The organism is Frankia sp. R82, assembly GCF_023716925.1.
Taxonomy (GTDB): Bacteria; Actinomycetota; Actinomycetes; order Frankiales; family Frankiaceae; genus Frankia.
Genome location: NZ_JAMQQG010000044.1, coordinates 48,051 through 66,975 on the forward strand (window position 1 = coordinate 48,051; position 18,925 = coordinate 66,975).

Here is an 18,925-nt window from a genome sequence, read left to right on the forward strand (position 1 = left end):
TGGGCCCGGCCGGCCGACCATGGAGACCGTCGAATGCCGGAGTCCACGAAGTCCGCCAACGAGCTCAACGCCGAGCTGCTCTACACCGGCTGGTCGGTCTTCGCCGCCGACCGTCCGCTGCCCGCCGAACGGGGCGCCCTGATCGATGAGGTGACGGCGCTGCTCGATGGCGCCCTGGCGAAGGATGTCTACACCCGTGGGCTCTACGAGCTGTCCGGCTACCGGGCCGACGCCGACCTGATGCTGTGGTGGACCAGCCCCGACCCGGATCTGCTGCAGGAGACCTATCAGCGGTTCCGCCAGACCACCCTCGGCGCCCACCTGCGCCCGGTGTGGTCGTCGGTCGGGCTGCACCGCCCGGCCGAGTTCAACCGCAACCACATCCCGGCCTTCGTCCGCCGGGAGGACCCCCGTTCGTATGTCTGCGTATACCCGTTTAATCGCTCTCTGGAGTGGTATCTGCTGCCCGATTACGAGCGACGGGGGATGCTCGCCGAACACGGCATGATGGGACGTGAGTTCGAGGACGTCCGGGCTAACACCGTCGCCTCGTTTGGTCTTAACGACTACGAGTGGCTGCTCGCCTTCGAGGCCGACGAGCTGCACCGGATCGTCGACTGTCTGCGCCATCTGCGTGCCAGCTCCGCGCGGCGGCACACCCGGCTGGAAACCCCCTTCTACACCGGCGCCCGCAAGCCCGTCGCCGACCTCGTCGCCGCCCTGCCGTAGCCGGGCAGCTGTGTCGTAGCGACCTGCTGGCCTGCAACAACAGCAGTCGGCGTCTGCCTGGGCGCCCCCACCCGTCCGGCAGACGCCGACCGTCTCGTGGCCGTGCCCCCTGCGGCGACGCACGCGTCGAATCGCGGGGCACGGCAGGTGTTTCCCGGGTGCCGGCACGAGTCCGGAAGCTCGGACGCCCCAGCCGCAGCCTCGGAACATGACGCACAGTAGCACTGCTGCTGGTTTCTGTATACGCAGCGTGTCGCCTGCGCCCCTGGTCCCTACATGTCGTGACCGGAGTGCAATCGCGGAAATCCAATTGCGCCGAGTTATCGGATCCTGCCTCCATCTCTGTTACCTTGAGTCGCCACAAACGGACGGTTACCGCTGTGGCAACGGGCGATCTATCCGCCTCGAACGGGTGGGTGCCATATCCGCCCGCTGATGGTTCGGCCTGAGTGGGCCGGTAACGTTGCCCGTGAGCAGGGGCGCCTCATGCCAGGTGTTCGGTCTGGTCCGCCACGGCGGGCATGGGAGCGATCATGGGCATGGCGTCCCAGGCCTGCGAGCAGGTGCGAGTCGTCCTCGCGCCGCCCGAGGCCCTCATTCAGTGGCGGGGGAAGATCGCTGGAGGTCCGGTCGATGCATCACCGAAAGATGAGCTCGCCGCCGCCGGAGCGACTCCCGGCCAGATGCGGTCGGAACAGGTTCTCGCGTCGATCGAACGGGATAAACCGACCGCGCCGCGCCGGGTGGTCGATGCAGTGCGGGCGGCCGAAGGACTGGTCACCCCAGGGGGCAGAACGCTGTGAACCAGCGCAAACCGGACTAGTCCAGCGGTGACCGACACCATGTCGGGTAACCGACGCAATGCCGGCCCGAACGTCGTTGCCGGCCCGAACGTCGTTGCCGGCCCGAACGTCGTGACCCGGCCGCGGGACGAGCAGGGCGTCGGCGTGCACTACCCGCCGCAGGCCCGACCGCAGTACGAGCCGGACGGCGGGCACCCCAGTGGGCCCTACGAACCGGGCGGACCGGGTGGACTGGACGGGCCCGCCGGGCTGCCGGGTGAGCGTCCGGGTGGCCGGTCGCGGCGCGGGTCGAGCGCCGGGTCGCTGGGCTCCTCCGTCGGCCGGCACAGTGCCGCCCGGGCGGGAGGTGTCGACCCGTCCCTGGCCTATCGGGCCCAGGTCAACTGGGAACGGCGCTACGTGCGCCTGCTGGTCACGTTCGACGCGGCGGCGTGTGTGGTCGCCGCGGCGGTGGCCTTCGTCGTCCGGTTCGGCAATTTCGTCAGCTTCGACACCGAACCGGTCTCGATCAAGCCATACATCCTGATGACGGTGCTGCTGCCGTTGGCCTGGGTGCTGGCGATGTCGCTCAACCGGGCCTACGAGAGCCGGTTCCTCGGTGGCGGCTCCGAGGAGTTCCGCCGGGTGGTGAACTCCGCCGCCCGGCTCACCGCCACGGTGGCCATCGCGTCCTATGCCACCAAGGCCGAGATCGCCCGAAGTTACGTGCTCATCGCCTTCCCGGCAGCCACCATGCTCTCGGTGGCGGGGCGGGTGATCGGCCGCGGCATCCTGCACCGGATGCGCAGATCCGGGCGCTGTCTGCACCGAGTGCTCGTCGTCGGCGCCGGCGAGTCGGCCGCCACGCTCGTACGCCTGGCCCAGCGGGACCCGACGTCCGGCTGGGCCGTCGTCGGCGTCGTGCTGGACCGCTCGCCCGGCCGGCACAGCCACGACCGGCCCGAACGCAGCGGTTTCGACCTGCTCGGCGTGCCGATCGTGGGCACCTCCGAGACCCTGCACACCGCGATCAGCGCCACCCACGCCACCACGGTGGCGATCTGCCCGCAGATGGACGGCGAGACCCTGCGCCGGGTGCTGTGGACGCTGGAGGGCAGCGACGTCGACGTGCTGGTCTCCTCGGCGCTCACCGACGTCACCGGTCCGCGGATCTCGATCCGCCCGGTCGCTGGCCTCCCGCTGCTGCACATCGAGGAGCCGGAGCTGTCCGGCACCCGCCGCGTGATGAAGGGCGTGTTCGACCGGTTCGTCGCGATCGCGGTGATCCTGGTGTTCTCCCCGCTGCTGCTGGGCCTCGGCCTTGCGGTGCGGCTGACCAGCCGCGGCCCGGCGCTGTTCAGGCAGACCCGGGTCGGCCGCGGCGGTGAGCACTTCACGATGTTCAAGTTCCGGTCGATGTACATCGACGCCGAGGCGCGCAAGGCCGACCTCGAGTCGCACAACGAGCGGGCCGAGGGCCTGCTGTTCAAGATGCGCGACGACCCCCGGATCACCCGGGCCGGCAAGTTCCTGCGCAAGTGGTCACTGGACGAGCTGCCGCAGCTGTTCAACGTGCTCAACGGCACCATGTCGCTGGTCGGTCCGCGTCCGCCGTTGCCCAGCGAGGTCGCCCGCTACGAGGATGACGTGCACCGCCGCCTCATGGTCAAACCGGGCCTGACCGGCCTGTGGCAGATCAGCGGCCGGTCCGACCTGGAATGGGACGAGTCGGTGCGCCTCGACCTGCGCTACGTGGAGAACTGGTCGTTGGCCATGGACTTCGTCATCCTGTGGCGCACCGTCTTCGCCGTTCTGCGTCGGGAAGGCGCCTACTGACCGGGCTGGCCTACTGACCGGGCTGGCCTACTGACCGAGCCAGCCGGCCAGGCGCAGATGGTCGAGGACCCGGTCGACGGACTCCTGCGGGGACAGCCGGGCGGTGTCGACGGTGACGTCGGCGTCGTCCGGCACCTCGTACGGGTCCGACACACCGGTGAACGCCGGGATCACCCCGGCGCGGGCCTTGGCGTACAGGCCCTTGCGGTCACGGGCCTCGCACACCTCGACCGGCGTCGCCACATGGACGAGCACGAAGCCCGCGCCGGTGGCGCGGACCATCTCCCGCACCTCGGCGCGCACCTCGGCGTAGGGCGCGATCGGCGCGCACACCGCGGTGCCGCCGGCCCCGGCGACCTGCGCCGCGACGAACCCGATCCGACGCACGTTGGTGTCCCGGTCGGCCCGGTCGAACCCGAGGCCCTTCGACAGGTGGGTGCGCACCACGTCCCCGTCGAGCAGCGTCACCCGACGCCCGCCCTCCTCGAGCAGTCGACAGACCAGTAGCCCGGCGAGCGTCGACTTGCCGGAGCCGGACAGCCCGGTGAACAGCACCGTCAGTCCCCGCCGGGAGCGCGGTGGCACCGCCCGGGTGAGTTCGGCCGCCACCGTCGGCGGAGTGAGTTCGGCGGGGATCGGCCCGCCGGCGTCGAGCAACGACGCGAGCTCGTCGCGTCCCGGCGCGCCGATGGCCGGACCGATCAGGCTGCCGGACAGGCCGTAAGCGCTGGCCAGCTGGGCTCGTTGGGCGGTGAGCCGGGCAAGCTCAGCTGCCTCGTCCGTACCGGCCGCGTCCGCGGTGGCCCGTCCGGTCCACTCGTGGTCAGCCGCCGCGGCACCGTCCATGACCGTGGACGGACCGGTCAGGATCGTTGCGCTCATCCCCGGCTCGCGGGGCGTCACCAGCAGCGGCGAGGGGACGGCTGGCACGAGCACGAGCAGGCTCTGGCGGCCGTGTGACGCCTCGCCGGCCCCGGGACGGCGATAGGGGTCGGGGGTCGGTTCCCGGTGGCGTCCTGCCCCGCCGGCTGTCAGAGCGTCCGAGGCCAGCGCCTCCGAGGCGAGCGTCGCTTCGGAGGGACGCAGCGGCGCATCCACCGCGTCCAGCGCCGCCAGCAGGCAGCGCACCCGAAGATGATAGCGGGCGTCCGCCGGGTCGGCCCCGCCGACCGGGGCGAGCACCACGCAGCGCTTGCCCTGGCGGGTCAGCGCCCGGATGCGTCCGACGTCCGCGGTGTGCAGCAGACCGTCGGCCCACACCGCCCAGGCGGCTCCGGAGTCGACCTGGGGACCGATCCAGCCCCGGGCGCGCAGCTCGGCCCGCAGTCCGTCCGGGGTGAGCCGCAGGTTCGGATGGTCGGGATGGTCGGGCAGGCGCACCCCCTCGACCTCACCGACCAGGCGCACCCGATCCACCCCGCCCGGTGCGGAGCCCGAGTTCGCGCCGGCAGCCGAATCCGGGTCCGGACCCGCGCTCGAGTCCAGGCCCGAGCGCGGGTCCACCACCGGGATCGTCGCCCGCAACTGCAGAACGGCGATCATCACGCCCTCGGCATCGCGCAGCGCGACACTCGTGCCGGGCTCCGGCACCTGTGCCCCGGACCCGGAGCCGGCCGCAACGATCAGCGCCGGCACCGGCACCCCGGCCACCTCGTCCTGCGCCGGATAACCGGGATGTGGGCCGAACGCACCGACGAGCAGCAGCTCAAGCTCAGCCAGCTGGCGCGGCGTGAGGGTCAGTGACGGCCAGTCCCGGGAGGCCGCGGTCAGCTCCGCCGCACGGGCCGGGCCAACCAGTGTCAGCAGTGGATCACCGCCGGTCGGGGACGCGTCGTGACGATCAGGATCCGGATGGGAGGTGGCACTCACACCCGCGACCGTAGCGGGTGACAGACTCCCACCCGATGAACACCGACGACACCAGCCAGCCGGCTCGCGTACCCGTCGATATCGCGACCGACGAACTCGACGACCATGACCTGGCCCGGCGTCTGGCCACGGATGCCGGCAAACTGCTGCTCAGAATCCGCGAGGAGGTCGGGTTCGCCGAACCCGCCACGTTGCGCGACGCCGGCGACGCCCGCTCGCACCAGCTGCTCGCCCGAGCTCTGGCCCGGCACCGTCCGCTCGACGCGGTGCTGTCCGAGGAGGGCGTGGACGACCCGGCGCGGCTGTCCGCCGACCGGGTCTGGATCGTCGACCCGTTGGATGGCACCCGTGAGTTCGCCGAGCCCGGCCGGACCGACTGGGCCGTCCACGTCGCCCTGTGGCAGCGCGGCGAACTGGTCACCGGCGCGGTCGCGCTGCCCGCCCTCGGCATCACCCTGCCGGGTGCGGACGGCCCGCCGCTCGCCTCGCCGGTGGCGAACCCGCCGCGCATCGTCGCCAGCCGCACCCGGGCCCCGCTGCTGGTCTCCCAGGTCGCCGAGGCGCTGGGGGCGACGATCGTCCCGATGGGCTCGGCCGGCGCCAAGGCCGGTGCGGTCATCCGCGGCCAGGCCGAGATCTATCTGCATGCCGGTGGCCAGTACGAATGGGACTCCGCGGCGCCCGTCGCCGTCGCCAGGGCGGCCGGCCTGCACACCAGCCGCCTCGACGGCTCTCCGTTGCGCTACAACCGCCCCGACCCGTTGCTGCCCGACCTGGTCATCTGCGCGGCGCCGCTGGCAGCGGCCGTGCTCGCGGCCATCGCCGCCGCTGCCGGTCCCGACCATGGTGGATCGGGAGGACAGTCGCAGTCCTTCCGGTGACCGCGGCCGCTGTCGGCGGTTGGTGCGGCGAGGTGGCTGGTGTGGTGACAGTGATCGTTGTGGTGACAGTGGTCGGTGTGGTGCCGGCGGTGTGACGTGGGTGAGCGGCTTAACGTCGGCGAAACCAGCGTACGGCCGGTGGGGTCGGCTACTTTGGACGGATACACCGGCTCGACGAGGGGTATCCGCGTGCCTGTCACGGGTTACGAGCTCACCCACCTGCAGATGCTCGAGGCCGAGGCGATCCACATCTTTCGTGAGGTCGCGGCCGAGTTCGAGCGTCCCGCGCTGCTGTTCAGCGGCGGCAAGGATTCGATCGTCATGCTGCGGGTGGCGGAAAAGGCCTTCTGGCCGGCGAAACTGCCGTTCCCGCTGCTGCACATCGACACCGGGCACAACTTCGACGAGGTGCTCGCGTTTCGTGACCACCGTGCCGAGGAGCTCGGCGCCCGGCTGATCGTCGCGTCGGTGCAGGCGGCGATCGACGCGGGCGTGTTGACCGAGGACACCCGCCCCGGCGCGTCCCGCAACCAGCTGCAGACCCCGGTGCTGCTCGACGCGATCGCGGACAACCGCTTCGACGCCGTCTTCGGTGGCGCCCGGCGCGACGAGGAGAAGGCCCGGGCCAAGGAGCGGGTGTACTCCTTCCGGGACGAGTTCGGCCAGTGGGACCCGAAGAACCAGCGGCCGGAACTGTGGTCGCTGTACAACGGCCGGCACCGACCCGGCGAGCACATCCGGGTGTTCCCGCTGTCGAACTGGACTGAGCTTGACATCTGGCGTTACATCGCCCAGGAGCAACTCGAGATCCCCTCGATCTACTACGCCCACCGGCGTGACGTCGTCGAGCGTGACGGCATGCTGCTCGCCGTCACGCCGCTGACCCCGCCCCGGGCGGGGGAGACCGCCGTGCCCCGGCACATCCGGTACCGGACGGTGGGTGACATCACCTGCACCGGCGCGGTCGAGTCGATGGCGGCCACCGCCGAGGAGGTCATCGTCGAGGTCGCGGCGACCAGGATCACCGAACGTGGTGCCACCCGGGCGGACGACCGGGTCAGCGAGGCCGCCATGGAGGACCGTAAGCGGGAGGGGTACTTCTGATGGCCGAGCTGCTGCGGGTGGCGACCGCCGGATCCGTCGACGACGGCAAGTCAACGTTGATCGGCCGGTTGCTCTACGACACGAAATCGCTGTTCAGTGACCAGCTTGCGGCGGTCGAGCGGACCAGCCGGGAACGCGGCGACGGCTATGTCGACCTCGCCCTGCTCACCGACGGCCTGCGCGCCGAGCGCGAGCAGGGCATCACCATCGACGTCGCCTACCGTTACTTCGCCACCCCCCGGCGTTCGTTCATCCTCGCGGACACCCCCGGGCACGTGCAGTACACCCGGAACATGGTCACCGGTGCCTCGACCGCGGACCTCGCCCTGCTGCTCGTCGACGCGCGCAAGGGTGTGGTCGAGCAGACCCGCCGGCACGCGTTCCTGGCCTCGCTGCTGCAGGTGCCGCATCTGGTGCTGTGCGTGAACAAGATGGACCTCGTCGACTTCGATCGGGAGATCTTCGAAAAGATCAAAGAAGAATTCCGCCACTTCGCCGCGAAGCTCGAGATCGTCGACGTCACCGCGATCCCGGTCTCGGCGCTCGGCGGTGACAACGTGGTGTCCCGCTCGCCCAGCACTCCCTGGTACGACGGAAGCTCGCTGCTGCATCACCTGGAGGAGCTGCACATCGCCTCCGACCGCAACCTCATCGACGTCCGGTTCCCCGTGCAGTGGGTGGTGCGCCCCCGCAGCGAGGAGCTGCACGACTACCGCGGCTATGCGGGCCAGGTCGCCGGCGGGGTGCTCAAGCCCGGTGACGACGTCATCGTCCTGCCCTCGGGCCTGAGCACCCGGGTGGCGGGGATCGACAGCTTCGACGGTCCGATCGCCGAGGCGTTCCCCCCGATGTCGGTGACCATCCGGCTCGAGGACGACCTGGACGTCTCCCGCGGTGACCTGATCGCCCGGCCGAACAACCAGCCCACGGTCGGCCAGGACATCAACCTCATGGTTTCCTGGATGGTCGACGCGCCGCTGCGCCGCCGGGCCCGGATCGGCATCAAGCACACCACCCGCTCGGTGCGCGCAATGGTCACCGACATCTGCTACCGCGTCGACATCGACACCCTGCACCGGGACGAGACCGTCGAGACGCTGGCCCTCAACGACATCGGCCGAATCGTCCTGCGCACCACGTCCCCGTTGTGCTACGACCCCTACCGCCGCAACCGCACGACGGGCAGCGTGCTGCTCATCGACGAGGCCACCGGCACCACCCTCGGTGCCGGCATGATTCTCTAGCCGCCCCGGCCTCGGCGTTCCCCACCCAGACGTCGGCTGATTCGGGCTTCGCCTCGGGGTCGGTTCCGGTGCTCCTCTGCTCCTTCGTGGCTTCCATCGCTGCTTCGGCGCCGGCCCCGCTCGTTGACGGGCCGCTGGCTGGCGCCCGCCGGTCGGTTCCCGGTGTGCCCCGTGTTGCCGGCGGCGCGGGTGGGGCAGGATCGACAGGTGGACCTGCCCGTCATGCCTGCGGTGAAACCGATGCTGGCCCGTGCCGTTGAGGAGATCCCGCCCGGTCTGCACTACGAACCGAAATGGGACGGCTTCCGGGCCCTGGTGTTCCGCGACGGCGACCAGGTGGAGATCACCTCGCGGACCACGAAGTCGATGACGCGTTACTTTCCCGAACTGGTCGACGGGCTGCGGGCGGCACTGCCCCCACGCTGTGTGCTCGACGGCGAGATCGTCGTCGCCGGCCGGGACGGGCTCGACTTCGAGGCGCTGCAGCAGCGGATCCACCCGGCGGTAAGCCGCATAGCCCGCCTCGCGGCCGAGACCCCGGTGTCCTTCGTCGCCTTCGACCTGCTCGCCCTCGGCGACACCGCCCTGCTCGACCACCCCTTCGCCGACCGCCGGGCCCGCCTCGCCGCCCTGCTCGACGCGCTCGGCCTCGAGCGAACCGGCCCGATCGCGGCTGGCCCGATCGCGGCTGGCGTGGAGACAGCCGGGCATGCGGCGGCCCGCCGCGTGCACCTCACTCCGGCCACCGACGATCTTGACCTGGCCCGTCGGTGGTTCGAGCAGTTCGAGGGGGCGGGCCTCGATGGCATCATCGCCAAGGCGCCGGACTCCTCCTACGAACCCGACCGGCGCACCATGTTCAAGATCAAAAATGTGCGGACCGCGGACTGCGTCGTCGCCGGCTATCGTCCGCACAAGTCCGGCTCCGACGCGGTCGGTTCCCTGCTGCTCGGCCTCTACCCGAATCCCGACCACCCGGACCGCGCCGCTTCGGGGCTGGCCGCTTCGGGGCTGGCCGCTGTCGGGGTGACCTCGGCGTTTCCGATGGCACGACGCCGTGAGCTGGTCACGGAGCTGGCCGATCTGGTCATCCCGATCGCCGAGCATCCGTGGGCGCCCCAGGCGATCGGAAGCACCCGTACACCCTGGGACGCGGGGGAGAGCCGGTGGGCGGCGGGGCGCGATCCGTCGTTCGTCCCGCTGCGCCCGGTGCGGGTCGTCGAGGTGCGCTACGACCACATGGAGGGGCCGCGTTTTCGGCACACCGCCCAGTTCGTCCGGTTTCGGCCCGACCGAACCCCGACCAGCTGCACCTACGCGCAACTGAGCCGCCCGGCTCCGATCGACCTGGACCGCATCCTGCACTGATCGTCTGACCGAGGGCCCGATTTCTCGCATAACCCGCCACTACTCCGAGTAGTCGACCTTTGGGGTTGACGAACCTCCGGTGCTTTCAGCCGTCGGGCCGTAGGGCGCGGTCGGGTGGGAGCCGGGTGTCGCCCATGGTGGCGAGCCCGGACAGCAGGGGCAGCCGGTCGTTGTTGGCGACCATGGCCGGGGATTCCAGCCAGGCCCGGTAGGCCCCACGCTGCGCCGGTGTCATCGCCGCGGCGGCCAGGGGAACACCCGTGGCATCGAGGAAGTCCGTCCGTGGGCCGGTGATGAAACCGTCCTTGTGTGGATCACCGGTGTAGAGACGGCGCTGACCACTGCCGTCGGTCACCGCCACGGGCCGCAGCGGGTCGCTGGCGCGCCGCGCCCACAGCAGGCGGGCACTCGCCTCGTAGGACTCGGCCCAGTCCGGTAGATCGTGGGCGGCCTCCCGCAGATCGGCCAGGACCCGCCGCGACCCGGTGGTGGAGGTGTCCCGGTACCGCTGGCGGATCAGGATCTCGATCGCGTCGACTGTCAGCCCGACGCCCATCTTGGTCATCGTTCCCCGCGGATCGGACGGGTCGATCGAGGTCGCGACCGTGCTGAGCAGGTCCAGGATCGCGCCCTGGCGCCGCCGGTAGGCTCCGCCCGACGCCGTGTGCTCGCGGATGACGTCGTCCGCGGCGTCGACCAGCACCTGGGCGAAGAAGGTCTGGGCCCGCACCGCCTGCAGGTAGCCCAGCGCGCGGGGACTCGACGGGTAACCGCCGGCCGGCTGGTTCCAGCCCCGGGTACGGGCCGCCTGCCGCGCCTCGAGGTCGACGCCGTAGCCGGCGGCGTCGCGGGCCAGCAGTCCGGCGAGCGCACCGCCGCGCAGGCATTCCCGCAGCAACGCCCGCCAGGCTGTGACGGGAACGCCGGACAGCCCGTCGGCTGGATCCGCTCCGCCGATGCGGCCGGGCGCCACCGCGGTCACCGTCGCGTAGATCTCCTGATGGTAGGTGTGCAGTACCGGGACGAACGCGGCCCGCAGCCGCGGCGGCAGCATCGGTTGGTCAGTCGCGGCGACCGCCCGGGCGAGCCGCCCGGCGAAGTCCGCCGACCCGCGCGGATCGGCTGCCCGCACCGCCGGCTCACCAGCCGCGGCGATGATCCGCAACCAGGCGTCCAGCGTCGCCGCTGGCAGGGCGACCCGCACCGGCAGCTTCAGCGTTCCTACCAGCGCCGCTCCCACGACCATCTCGACATGGCGGGCGGCGACCCGCGCGACCAGCGTCGGCTCGATCCGAATCGCATCGAGCAACGCCACCTGGTAATCACTCGGCGACGCCGCTCCCCGCTGCCTGCCCGCACCAGCCAGTTGACGGATCCCGGAACCGCCCGACGACGCCGCCCCGGCCGCAGGCTCAGGACCGAAGGCAAGACGTGCAAGCCGGTCGAGCAGGGCGGTGTCGAACCGGCCGGCGCCGAGCAGGGGGGTGAGCAGCACCGCGTCGACCCGGTCGGTGCGACCGGAAGTGTTGAGGCGGCCCAGCCACGTGTCGTCGAGGCCGCGCTGGCGGCTGTACGCGGCGAAGGTTCGCCCCAGCAGAGTGTGAGCCTGCGCGCGGTTCACCCCTGCCTCCGCCGGCGGCCGATTGCCCAGCGGGCCGGTGCTGCGCCCGGACAGCTGGGTGAGCAGACTGGCGAGCCCCGCCGGGCCGAGGGTGTCATAGAAGCCGGCGACGAATCCGGGATCGTTCTCGTGGGTGCCCAGCAGCTGCAGTGCCTCCCGCCGGGCACTCGCGGCCCCGGTGCCGTCACCGCCATGCTCGCCACCACGATGCCCGCCACCACGATGCCCGCCACCACTGTCACCGGGGCCATCACGGAGACTGCCGCCGGCGTCGGGCGGCGTACCGGCACCAGACGCGTCGGCTGAACCCAGCCGTCGTCCCGCCCGGGCATCGAAGCGGGCATCGCCGGCCACCCCGGCACCCCGCGACCGCCCACGCGGATCGGCGGCGGCCGAACCGGCGCCCAACGCACCGGCCAGGCCGGCGGCCAGCAACGCCGTCGTGGCACCGTCACTCGTCAGTGCCGCCGCCGCATCGCGCCCCGTGGCCCAGGCGGCCGTGTGCGGACCCGAGGTGGGCCGCTCACCGACCGTCGTGGAACCTGCGGTGTCGGTGCCGTCCCCGGGGACCGAGGACCGCACCGGGACGCCGAGCTCCCCCGGCGGGCTGGACGAGTACGTGATCTCGCTGCCCAGGGTCGGACCCGCAAGCCGGGCCAGCGCGGGTGCTACCTGCAGCGGCCTCGCCGCGGGCAGCGCCCGGGGGAGACCGACATCGGCCTGCTCGGCCGCGCGACCGCGGCGGGTCAGCGCCGCCGCCTGGGAGTCGAACGCCGCGCCCAGCCGCAGCAGCTGATCGGCGAACCCGGCGAGCCCGGCCAGCCCCGCAACGAGGGACACCACCCGCGCCAGCGTCCGAGCCCCGGTGCGCAGCACCTCCGCGGCTGCCCCCACCGCTCCCGCGAGCCCGCGAAGCCGCGTCGGGTCAACCAGCACCCGTCCCGACGGCGGCCCCGCCGCCTGGCGGGCCGTCCCATCACGGGCCGTCATATCGCCGTACCCGGCGCCCGGACGGCCTGCGGGGGCTGGGGCGGGCGGGACGACAACCCGGCCTGTTCACACAGCCGCACGCAGCTGTCCAGCACCGTCGCCGCCTGCGCCGCCAACCGGCGAAGCTGCTCGGCGGCCTGTTCCGCCGCGGCACTCTCCCAGGCCGCGGCACCTGCCGCGCTGACCCGTTCGAGGGCCTGTTCCACCTCGGCCTGTACCCGCCGGGCCACGAGCAGGGCATCTGCCGTGGCCACTGGGGCCGGATCGACATCCGTCATCGCACACCACCGTCAGGATCAGGGTCGGGGTGCGGTGACCGTAACAACCCCGACCCCGGCTGCGCCGGCCGCGGACCGGCCCTGTGGACGAACTCCGCGGGAGCCTGCCCCTGTGGATGACCGGCGCCGGTCCGGCAGCATCCGTGGTAGTCGTGCGGGTGCCGAGAATCAGGCGCGCTGGTAGCGCAGGAACAGACTGCCGTCCTCGGTCAGTACCTGGATCAGCCGAAGCCGGGCCGGTTCCGGCCAGCCGTCCCCCATCGTGATGGTTTTGCGGTCCGGGCCGGCGAGCAGGGGCGCGACGGTCAGACACAGCTCGTCGAGCAGGCCGGCTCCGGCGAGCTGGGCGTGCAGCGTCGGACCGCCCTCGAGGAGGACTCGGGTCAGGCCCCGCTCGGCCAGCGCGGCCAGGGCGGCAGCCGGCTCAACCGTGTTGTCTCCACACAGGACGACCTCGGCCACCTGCGCCAGGGCCGCGCGCCGGTCGGCGGGAGCGGCAGCGCACGTCAGGACGACAGGACGCACCTCGGCGTCGAACAGCCGGGCAGCCGGGTCCAGCGTCGCCGACGCGGTGACGACGGCCACCGGCGGGACGGCCGCGAGTCCCGCGGCGACCCGAAGCTCTCGACGCTGCGGCGGGACGATCACCGGACCGTAGTTCTCGTGGCGCACCGTGCCGGCCCCGACCAGCACCACGTCACACAGCCAGCGCAAGGTCCGGAACACCTGCCGGTCGCCGTCGCCACCCAGCGGCCCGGACCGGCCGCCCACCTCGGCCCCGCCGTCCGCGGAGCTGACGAAGTTCGAGCGCACATAGCTGCGCCCGGCCGCCTGCTCCGGGTAGGCGTATGCCTGGTCGAGGTCGACCTCGGCGGATTCGTTCTGAGGCAACAGGTATCGCACCGCGCCGACTGTATCCGCCGGCGGCGGTCCGCCACCTGTCTGTCGCCGTGGCGGTGGGGCCCTGCGACGATGCAGGCATGGGAACCTACGTCGTCCTGCTTGTCATGGTGCTGCTGGTGGGGCTGGCCGTGCTGGGTGGGCTCTATGCCTATCTCATGCGCGACCGCACCCGTCGCTGAACCCCCGCCGTTCAGCCGGCGGGGTGCTCGGTGGGCAGCAGGCGGGTGATGACGACCGACTCACCGTCGAGCTCCACCCGTCCGGGCATGTAGGTGAAGCCGGGCGTGGAGGCGGCCGGCGCATCGAACGGAACGCCGTCGAGGGGAACCGCCTGGCGATCGTCGGCGAAGTTGACGACGATCGCGACGTCCCCGCGGCGCACGACGAGCCAGCGGGCGTGCTCGTCGTAGGTGCAGGCAACCGACGCCCAGGCCGGGTCGGTGAGTGCGGGTAGCCGGCGGCGCAGGGAGATCAGGCGGCGGTGCCAGTCGAGCAGGCTGCCATGGCCGGGGCGGGTCGGCTCGGACCAGTCCAGCTGGGACCGTTCGAAGGTGGCCGGATCCTGCGGATCGGGAACCTGCTCGGGCCCCCAGCCGTGGGCGGCGAACTCGGCCCGGCGACCGTTGCGGACGGCGTCGCCCAGGCCCGGATCGGTGTGGTCGGTGAAGTACTGCCAGGGCGTGTGCGCACCCCACTCCTCACCCATGAACAGCATCGGGGTGAGCGCCGAGGTGAGCAGCAGTGCGGCGCCGATGCGCAGCAGGCCGTCGCTGAGCTGCGCGGACGAGCGGTCGCCGAGCGCCCGGTTGCCGATCTGGTCGTGGTTCTGCAGAAACGTGACGAACCGGTAGGCCGGGGTGGTCGCCGGCATCGGCCGGCCATGCGAGCGGGCCCGGAACGTCGAATACCCGCCCTCGTGCACGAAACCCCTGGTCAGAGCATGGGCGAGAGTCGCCAGTGAGCCGAAGTCGACGTAGTAGCCCTGCCGCTCGCCGGACAGCGTCGCCCACAGGGCGTGATGGGCGTCGTCGCACCACTGGCCGTCCAGGCCGTAGCCGCCGGCCTCGGGGGCGACGACGAGACGCGGGTCGTTCAGGTCGGACTCGGCGACGGCGAACAACGGTCGGCGCTGCTGCGCGCCGAGCCGGTGCACCGACTCGGCGATCTGCTCGAGCAGATGCAGCGCCCGGCTGTCCTGGAACGCATGGACCGCATCGAGGCGCAGGCCGTCACAGTGGTATTCGCGTAGCCAGGCCAGGGCGCTGTCCAGGATGAACGCACGCACCTCGTCGGAACCGGGAGCGTCCAGGTTGACGGCCGGGCCCCACGGGGTGATGTAACGGTCGGTGAAGTACGGGCCGAACTGGCCGAGATAGTTGCCGTCCGGCCCGAGGTGGTTGTAGACCACGTCCATGATCACACCGATGCCGTGGGCATGGGCGGCGTCGACGAACCGCTTCAGCCCGTCCGGCCCGCCGTACGGCTCGTGCACGGCGAACAGGCCCACCCCGTCGTACCCCCAGCCGTGCCGGCCGGGGAACGCGTTGACGGGCAGCAGCTCCACCGCGTCGATGCCGAGCTCGGCCAGATGCGGCAGCTTCTCGATCGCCGCGTCGAAGGTGCCCTCGGGGGTGAACGTCCCGACGTGCAGTTCGTAGAGCACGCTGCCGGCCAGCGCGATGCCCCGCCAGCTCACGTCGGTCCAGGTGAACGTGGAGTGCTCGACGAGGCGAGACCGGCCGTGCACCCCGTTCGGCTGCCAGGCGGAACGAGGATCGGGCAGCTCGTGACCGTTGCCGTCGAGCACGTAGGCGTAGTCCGTGCCGTGCCGGGCCGACGGGACGTTCACCCACCACCAGCCACCGCGCCCGGCGGACAGCTCGTGGGTGGTGTCGCCGGAGTCCTGGGCCAGGACCAGGCTGACCGTCTTGGCGCTCGGGGCCCACAGCCGGAAGGTGCTCATATGTTCCTGTCTACCGTCCGGCGCCGCCCGACATGCCGGGACGGTGACAATGGCCCCAACGAAGGTGCCCCATGACCCGGTTCGGGGACGGTCGGCGGGCTCGGTGCTGAGGTGCTGAGGTGCTGAGGTGCTCGAGGGCGCGGCGACGGGCGGCTAGCACGTTCCCGCCGCGTGCCGATCGCCCGGGTGCGGGAGCCGACCTGCTCCGCACCCGGGCGACGACGGGCCGTGCGACCCGTGGTGGTTCGGCGGTCCGGTCAGGACGCCGTGGACCTCGGCTTCAGGTCCTGGGTGTAGGTGTCGACCGCGCTGCGCGTGTCAGCGGTCTGCAGCGCTATCGAGACCTGCCGCTGCGTGGCAGTTCTGGGCAGCCCGAGCTGCCCACCCTGGTACGTCGTTTCCTGAAGCGTGCCGTCGGACACGAGGCCGGCCGAGGATCCGGTCAGCGGAACGTGGAACGACATCTGGACGTTCGATTCGATCCCGAGGGCGGCGAAGTAGTTCCCCAGGGTCTGGCTGTTGAAGTAGGCCTGGTTCACCCGGTTGGCCCGGTCGACCCGCTCGAACAGCAGGGTGTTGTTGCCGCTGTGGTAGGTCGTGCCGAAGAGCGTGACATCCACGCCTGGCTTGGCGAGTACCTGGCCTGGCTTCAGCGTGGCCGGGATGCCCGAGATGGAGGTGGGGAAGGTGAAGATGTCGACGAGCTGGAACAGGTGGTTGTCCGGGTAGTCCTTGAAGATGGTGGTCAGGTTCCGCGCGACGTCGGAGTCGCCGCCGATCGGGTAGACGTAGCTGAAGGTCGCCGGGAAGGTGGGCAGCAGGCTCTGGATCGGCTTGAAGGCCACCGCCGGCCTGCCGTCCGCCGTATCGGCCTTGGCGATGTCCCGGTATCGGACGTCGAGCAGTTCGAACTTCTTCGCGAGCTTGCCGTTCTGGAGCACGACGGAGAAGCGGACGAGGGTCCGGGTCTCCGAGATCGTCTTCAGGTCGGTCACCCGGGGAACCTGGCCGTTCTGGGCCTGTTCGGTCGCGTAGTTGGCTCCGGTTACATCGTATAAATAGGTGAATGACTCGCCGAGGCGATAGTTGTGCTGGGTGACGGTGCTGGCGCCTACCGTGTCCGTCGCAGCCGGAACAACCGGGACGGCGGTCGCGCTGCTTCGGTCGGCTGCGCTCGCGCAGGCCGACGTGGCGGACATCAGCAGAATCAGGCCTGCCACCGCGGCGCCCGCGTGTTTGCGTCTGAACATCGTTCGCTCCTGGGAAAAGGTACCGCCGGTCGGATGGTTTGTCTGATCAGTGGGTGAGGATCCGGGCGGCGGCGATGGCGCCCGGATTCATGGTGCCGTTGGTGTGTCGGGAGAACACCGCCCAGCCCACATCGCTGGTGGTCATGGCGAGGTAGGCGTTCATCTCGTTGCCGACGGCTCCGTCGGCGAGGGTGAGGTCGCCGTGGGCGTCGAGGTCGGCGGTGGTGAAGGTGGGTGTGGCGGCGGTGGCATTACGGGATTCGGTGAGAACCGCGTGGGCGGGGCCGGAGTAGATACCGGGGTAGCCCGGGGGGCTGGCCGGCCGCTGAGCTGCGGCGGTCTGCAGACCGGCGACCAGGACATGGCCCGGCGCGCCGGCGACGATGTTCACCTGGTCCAGGGAGAACGTCGTGTCTGGCGCCATGATGTTGACGGGTGTGCTCCAGGTTCGCGCATGGTCGCGGGAATAGGACAGGTACACCTGGGCGTCGGTGTCGTCAGCCCAGACCGTGTAGACCGTCCCGGCCCTGTCGACGGCCACCCGCTGCTGTCCGGTCAGCAGACCACAGGCCAGGCTGCCGGGTACGGGTTCCTGCCGCCACGACACTCCGTAGTCCTGGGAGACGGCGATCATCTGGCGGCATTTGTTCTCGGGGACATAGGGATAGGTGGTGTTCTGCAGACGGGTGGGATCGAAGCCGGTGAACTCGGGATAGTCGAAGTAGATCGTCCCGTCCGCGGCGGCCACGCCGGCGCCGGCCTCGGTGGTAGCAGAGGCGATCCTGTCCATTCGCTGCCAGGTCGCGCCGCCGTCGAGTGAGCGGTAGACGAACCGCTGTCCACCCACCAGGCGGATGCCCACGCCCATGAAGTAGATCGCGCTCGGATACCTGTTGCCCTTGGGTGCGGGCCCGGTGACGAGTTTGCCCCAGTCGTAGGTGTCGCAGCCCACGGTCTTTCCGGTCCAGGTCGCCCCGAGGTTGTCGCTCCAGGAGATCACCGATCCGGACTTCCCGCCGCAGGAGGCAACGGCCAGGCTGGTCAGGTAGTAGACCCGATCCGTGCGCGGATCGATGTGTACGAACCCGTGCACGCCCCCGGTGTGGCTGTCGCCGTTGGCGAGGTCCGGTACGGGCACCGCCGACCAGTGCCGCCCGCCGTCGAACGAGCGCAGCACACCACCTGTTGCACGGGCGACGAAGAGCACGCCGGCGCGGGTGGCCTGGATCGTGGGTGAGACATCCTGGTATCCGGTCGGATACCAGCAGCCCCGGGCCGACGAGGGCTTCACATTGGTTCGAGCCGGGCCATGGGTGTTGGCGTTCACACAGGCCTGAGCGTCGGTTGCCGCCCTGGCCGTCGAACCAGGCGAACTAGTGGGTGCCACATTCTGGGTGGCGCCGACACGGTTTGCTGGCGTGGCGCCTATCGCCTCTCCCGAGGTATACGCCAGCGTCAACGTCGATAACAGCAGCACCAGCCCCGGAATTCGTAGGCGTCTGCGCACGGTCATCCCCTTTTCTGTCGGCGGCACCGTTGGACCATCGGCAGGCCCGAACACGTCAGAATCGCTGGCTGCCCGGATCGCCGTAAATCGACGTCACTATAGAATGCGGTTCATTCACCCGCTACCAGTGCACACACTTTCGGGCGCGAATTTCCGGGTGTCATTACTACGCTCAGCAGTCGGTCGACCCTCGGCTCCGGGCGTGGGGAGCAGGATGGGATGCGTCTGGCCGTGGTGTTCGACCGGTCGTCGGGAACATCGACGATCCGGGTACCGCCGGTGTCCTGCGCGGTGGGCGGCGCGTCGACCGTGCCGCCGGCGGCGGGCATCACCGTGCCGGACCTGCGCCACATCCCAAATATGTACGATAAGTGCAAGATTTATAGCTAAAAGTGACGACTGGTGGTGTCTGTGTCGCCCACCGGGTGGCCAGTGTCGTGAGCGACCGCCCGACCCCGCGCTGCAGATGGCACCATCAGGTGAGGTGGGTGGGTACGGCCACGCACAACCCGCCAGGTTCGGCCCGGGCCTGACGCCCGGGTACGACACAGAGGTACGACACACCGCGGCGCCGCGCGCGCCGCAGCCCAGAGAAAGTAA

General features: G+C 70.8%; 15 protein-coding genes. 8 read left to right on the plus strand and 7 right to left on the minus strand.

Translation table 11 applies throughout. From position 1 onward, the window contains the following. The first annotated feature begins 33 nt into the window (after positions 1 to 33). The 3 genes from hemQ (at position 34) to ND747_RS11330 (ending at position 3,347) form a co-directional block, all read left to right on the plus strand. Positions 34 to 729 carry a hydrogen peroxide-dependent heme synthase gene (hemQ, locus tag ND747_RS11320; RefSeq protein WP_251733473.1) on the plus strand — a complete coding sequence of 232 codons (696 nt, stop codon included), beginning with the start codon at positions 34 to 36 and terminating at the stop codon, positions 727 to 729. A 539-nt stretch (positions 730 to 1,268) separates the two neighbouring features. Continuing rightward, positions 1,269 to 1,532: a hypothetical protein gene (locus tag ND747_RS11325; protein WP_251733474.1), complete on the plus strand. Its 264-nt coding sequence runs from the start codon at positions 1,269 to 1,271 to the stop codon at positions 1,530 to 1,532. Between the two features lie 39 nt (positions 1,533 to 1,571). After that, a complete protein-coding gene (locus ND747_RS11330) occupies positions 1,572 to 3,347 on the plus strand; it encodes a sugar transferase (protein ID WP_251733475.1) in 1,776 nt (591 codons plus the stop codon). A gap of 27 nt (positions 3,348 to 3,374) precedes the next feature. Here ND747_RS11330 and cysC read toward each other — a convergent pair whose 3' ends face one another. Beyond that, entirely contained in the window at positions 3,375 to 5,216 is a 1,842-nt protein-coding gene (gene cysC / locus ND747_RS11335) for an adenylyl-sulfate kinase (RefSeq protein WP_251733476.1), read from the minus strand. A 35-nt stretch (positions 5,217 to 5,251) separates the two neighbouring features. On the opposite strand from cysC, the gene ND747_RS11340 reads away from it, so the two are divergent. From ND747_RS11340 to ND747_RS11355, 4 genes are all read left to right on the plus strand, one after another. Continuing rightward, positions 5,252 to 6,097 (plus strand): 3'(2'),5'-bisphosphate nucleotidase CysQ, encoded by an 846-nt coding sequence (locus tag ND747_RS11340; RefSeq protein WP_251733477.1) that lies wholly within the window; start codon positions 5,252 to 5,254, stop codon positions 6,095 to 6,097. A gap of 189 nt (positions 6,098 to 6,286) precedes the next feature. Further along, positions 6,287 to 7,201: a sulfate adenylyltransferase subunit CysD gene (cysD, locus tag ND747_RS11345; RefSeq protein WP_251733478.1), complete on the plus strand. Its 915-nt coding sequence runs from the start codon at positions 6,287 to 6,289 to the stop codon at positions 7,199 to 7,201. Next, positions 7,201 to 8,445: a sulfate adenylyltransferase subunit 1 gene (locus ND747_RS11350; protein WP_251733479.1), complete on the plus strand. Its 1,245-nt coding sequence runs from the start codon at positions 7,201 to 7,203 to the stop codon at positions 8,443 to 8,445. The genes cysD and ND747_RS11350 overlap by 1 nt, the downstream gene beginning before the upstream one ends. A gap of 207 nt (positions 8,446 to 8,652) precedes the next feature. Then, positions 8,653 to 9,813 (plus strand): ATP-dependent DNA ligase, encoded by a 1,161-nt coding sequence (locus ND747_RS11355; protein ID WP_251733480.1) that lies wholly within the window; start codon positions 8,653 to 8,655, stop codon positions 9,811 to 9,813. 85 nt (positions 9,814 to 9,898) lie between these two features. On the opposite strand, the gene ND747_RS11360 is transcribed toward ND747_RS11355, so the two are convergent. The 6 genes from ND747_RS11360 to ND747_RS29335 form a co-directional block, all read right to left on the minus strand. Next, positions 9,899 to 12,424, minus strand: a complete 2,526-nt coding sequence (locus ND747_RS11360) for a hypothetical protein (protein WP_251733481.1) — start codon at positions 12,422 to 12,424, stop codon at positions 9,899 to 9,901. Further along, positions 12,421 to 12,702, minus strand: a complete 282-nt coding sequence (locus ND747_RS11365) for a hypothetical protein (RefSeq protein WP_251733482.1) — start codon at positions 12,700 to 12,702, stop codon at positions 12,421 to 12,423. The genes ND747_RS11360 and ND747_RS11365 overlap by 4 nt, the downstream gene beginning before the upstream one ends. Before the next feature lie 168 nt (positions 12,703 to 12,870). Beyond that, positions 12,871 to 13,593 carry a pyrimidine reductase family protein gene (locus ND747_RS11370; RefSeq protein WP_251733483.1) on the minus strand — a complete coding sequence of 241 codons (723 nt, stop codon included), beginning with the start codon at positions 13,591 to 13,593 and terminating at the stop codon, positions 12,871 to 12,873. Between the two features lie 202 nt (positions 13,594 to 13,795). Further along, positions 13,796 to 15,568 (minus strand): malto-oligosyltrehalose trehalohydrolase, encoded by a 1,773-nt coding sequence (treZ, locus tag ND747_RS11375; RefSeq protein WP_251733484.1) that lies wholly within the window; start codon positions 15,566 to 15,568, stop codon positions 13,796 to 13,798. Positions 15,569 to 15,825: 257 nt separating this feature from the next. Beyond that, positions 15,826 to 16,818 (minus strand): hypothetical protein, encoded by a 993-nt coding sequence (locus ND747_RS11380; protein ID WP_251733485.1) that lies wholly within the window; start codon positions 16,816 to 16,818, stop codon positions 15,826 to 15,828. A gap of 46 nt (positions 16,819 to 16,864) precedes the next feature. Further along, positions 16,865 to 18,109, minus strand: coding sequence for a sialidase family protein (locus ND747_RS29335; RefSeq protein WP_308204605.1), 1,245 nt, complete (start codon positions 18,107 to 18,109; stop codon positions 16,865 to 16,867). A 435-nt stretch (positions 18,110 to 18,544) separates the two neighbouring features. On the opposite strand from ND747_RS29335, the gene ND747_RS11390 reads away from it, so the two are divergent. After that, entirely contained in the window at positions 18,545 to 18,715 is a 171-nt protein-coding gene (locus ND747_RS11390) for a hypothetical protein (RefSeq protein WP_251733486.1), read from the plus strand. Positions 18,716 to 18,925 lie beyond the last annotated feature (210 nt).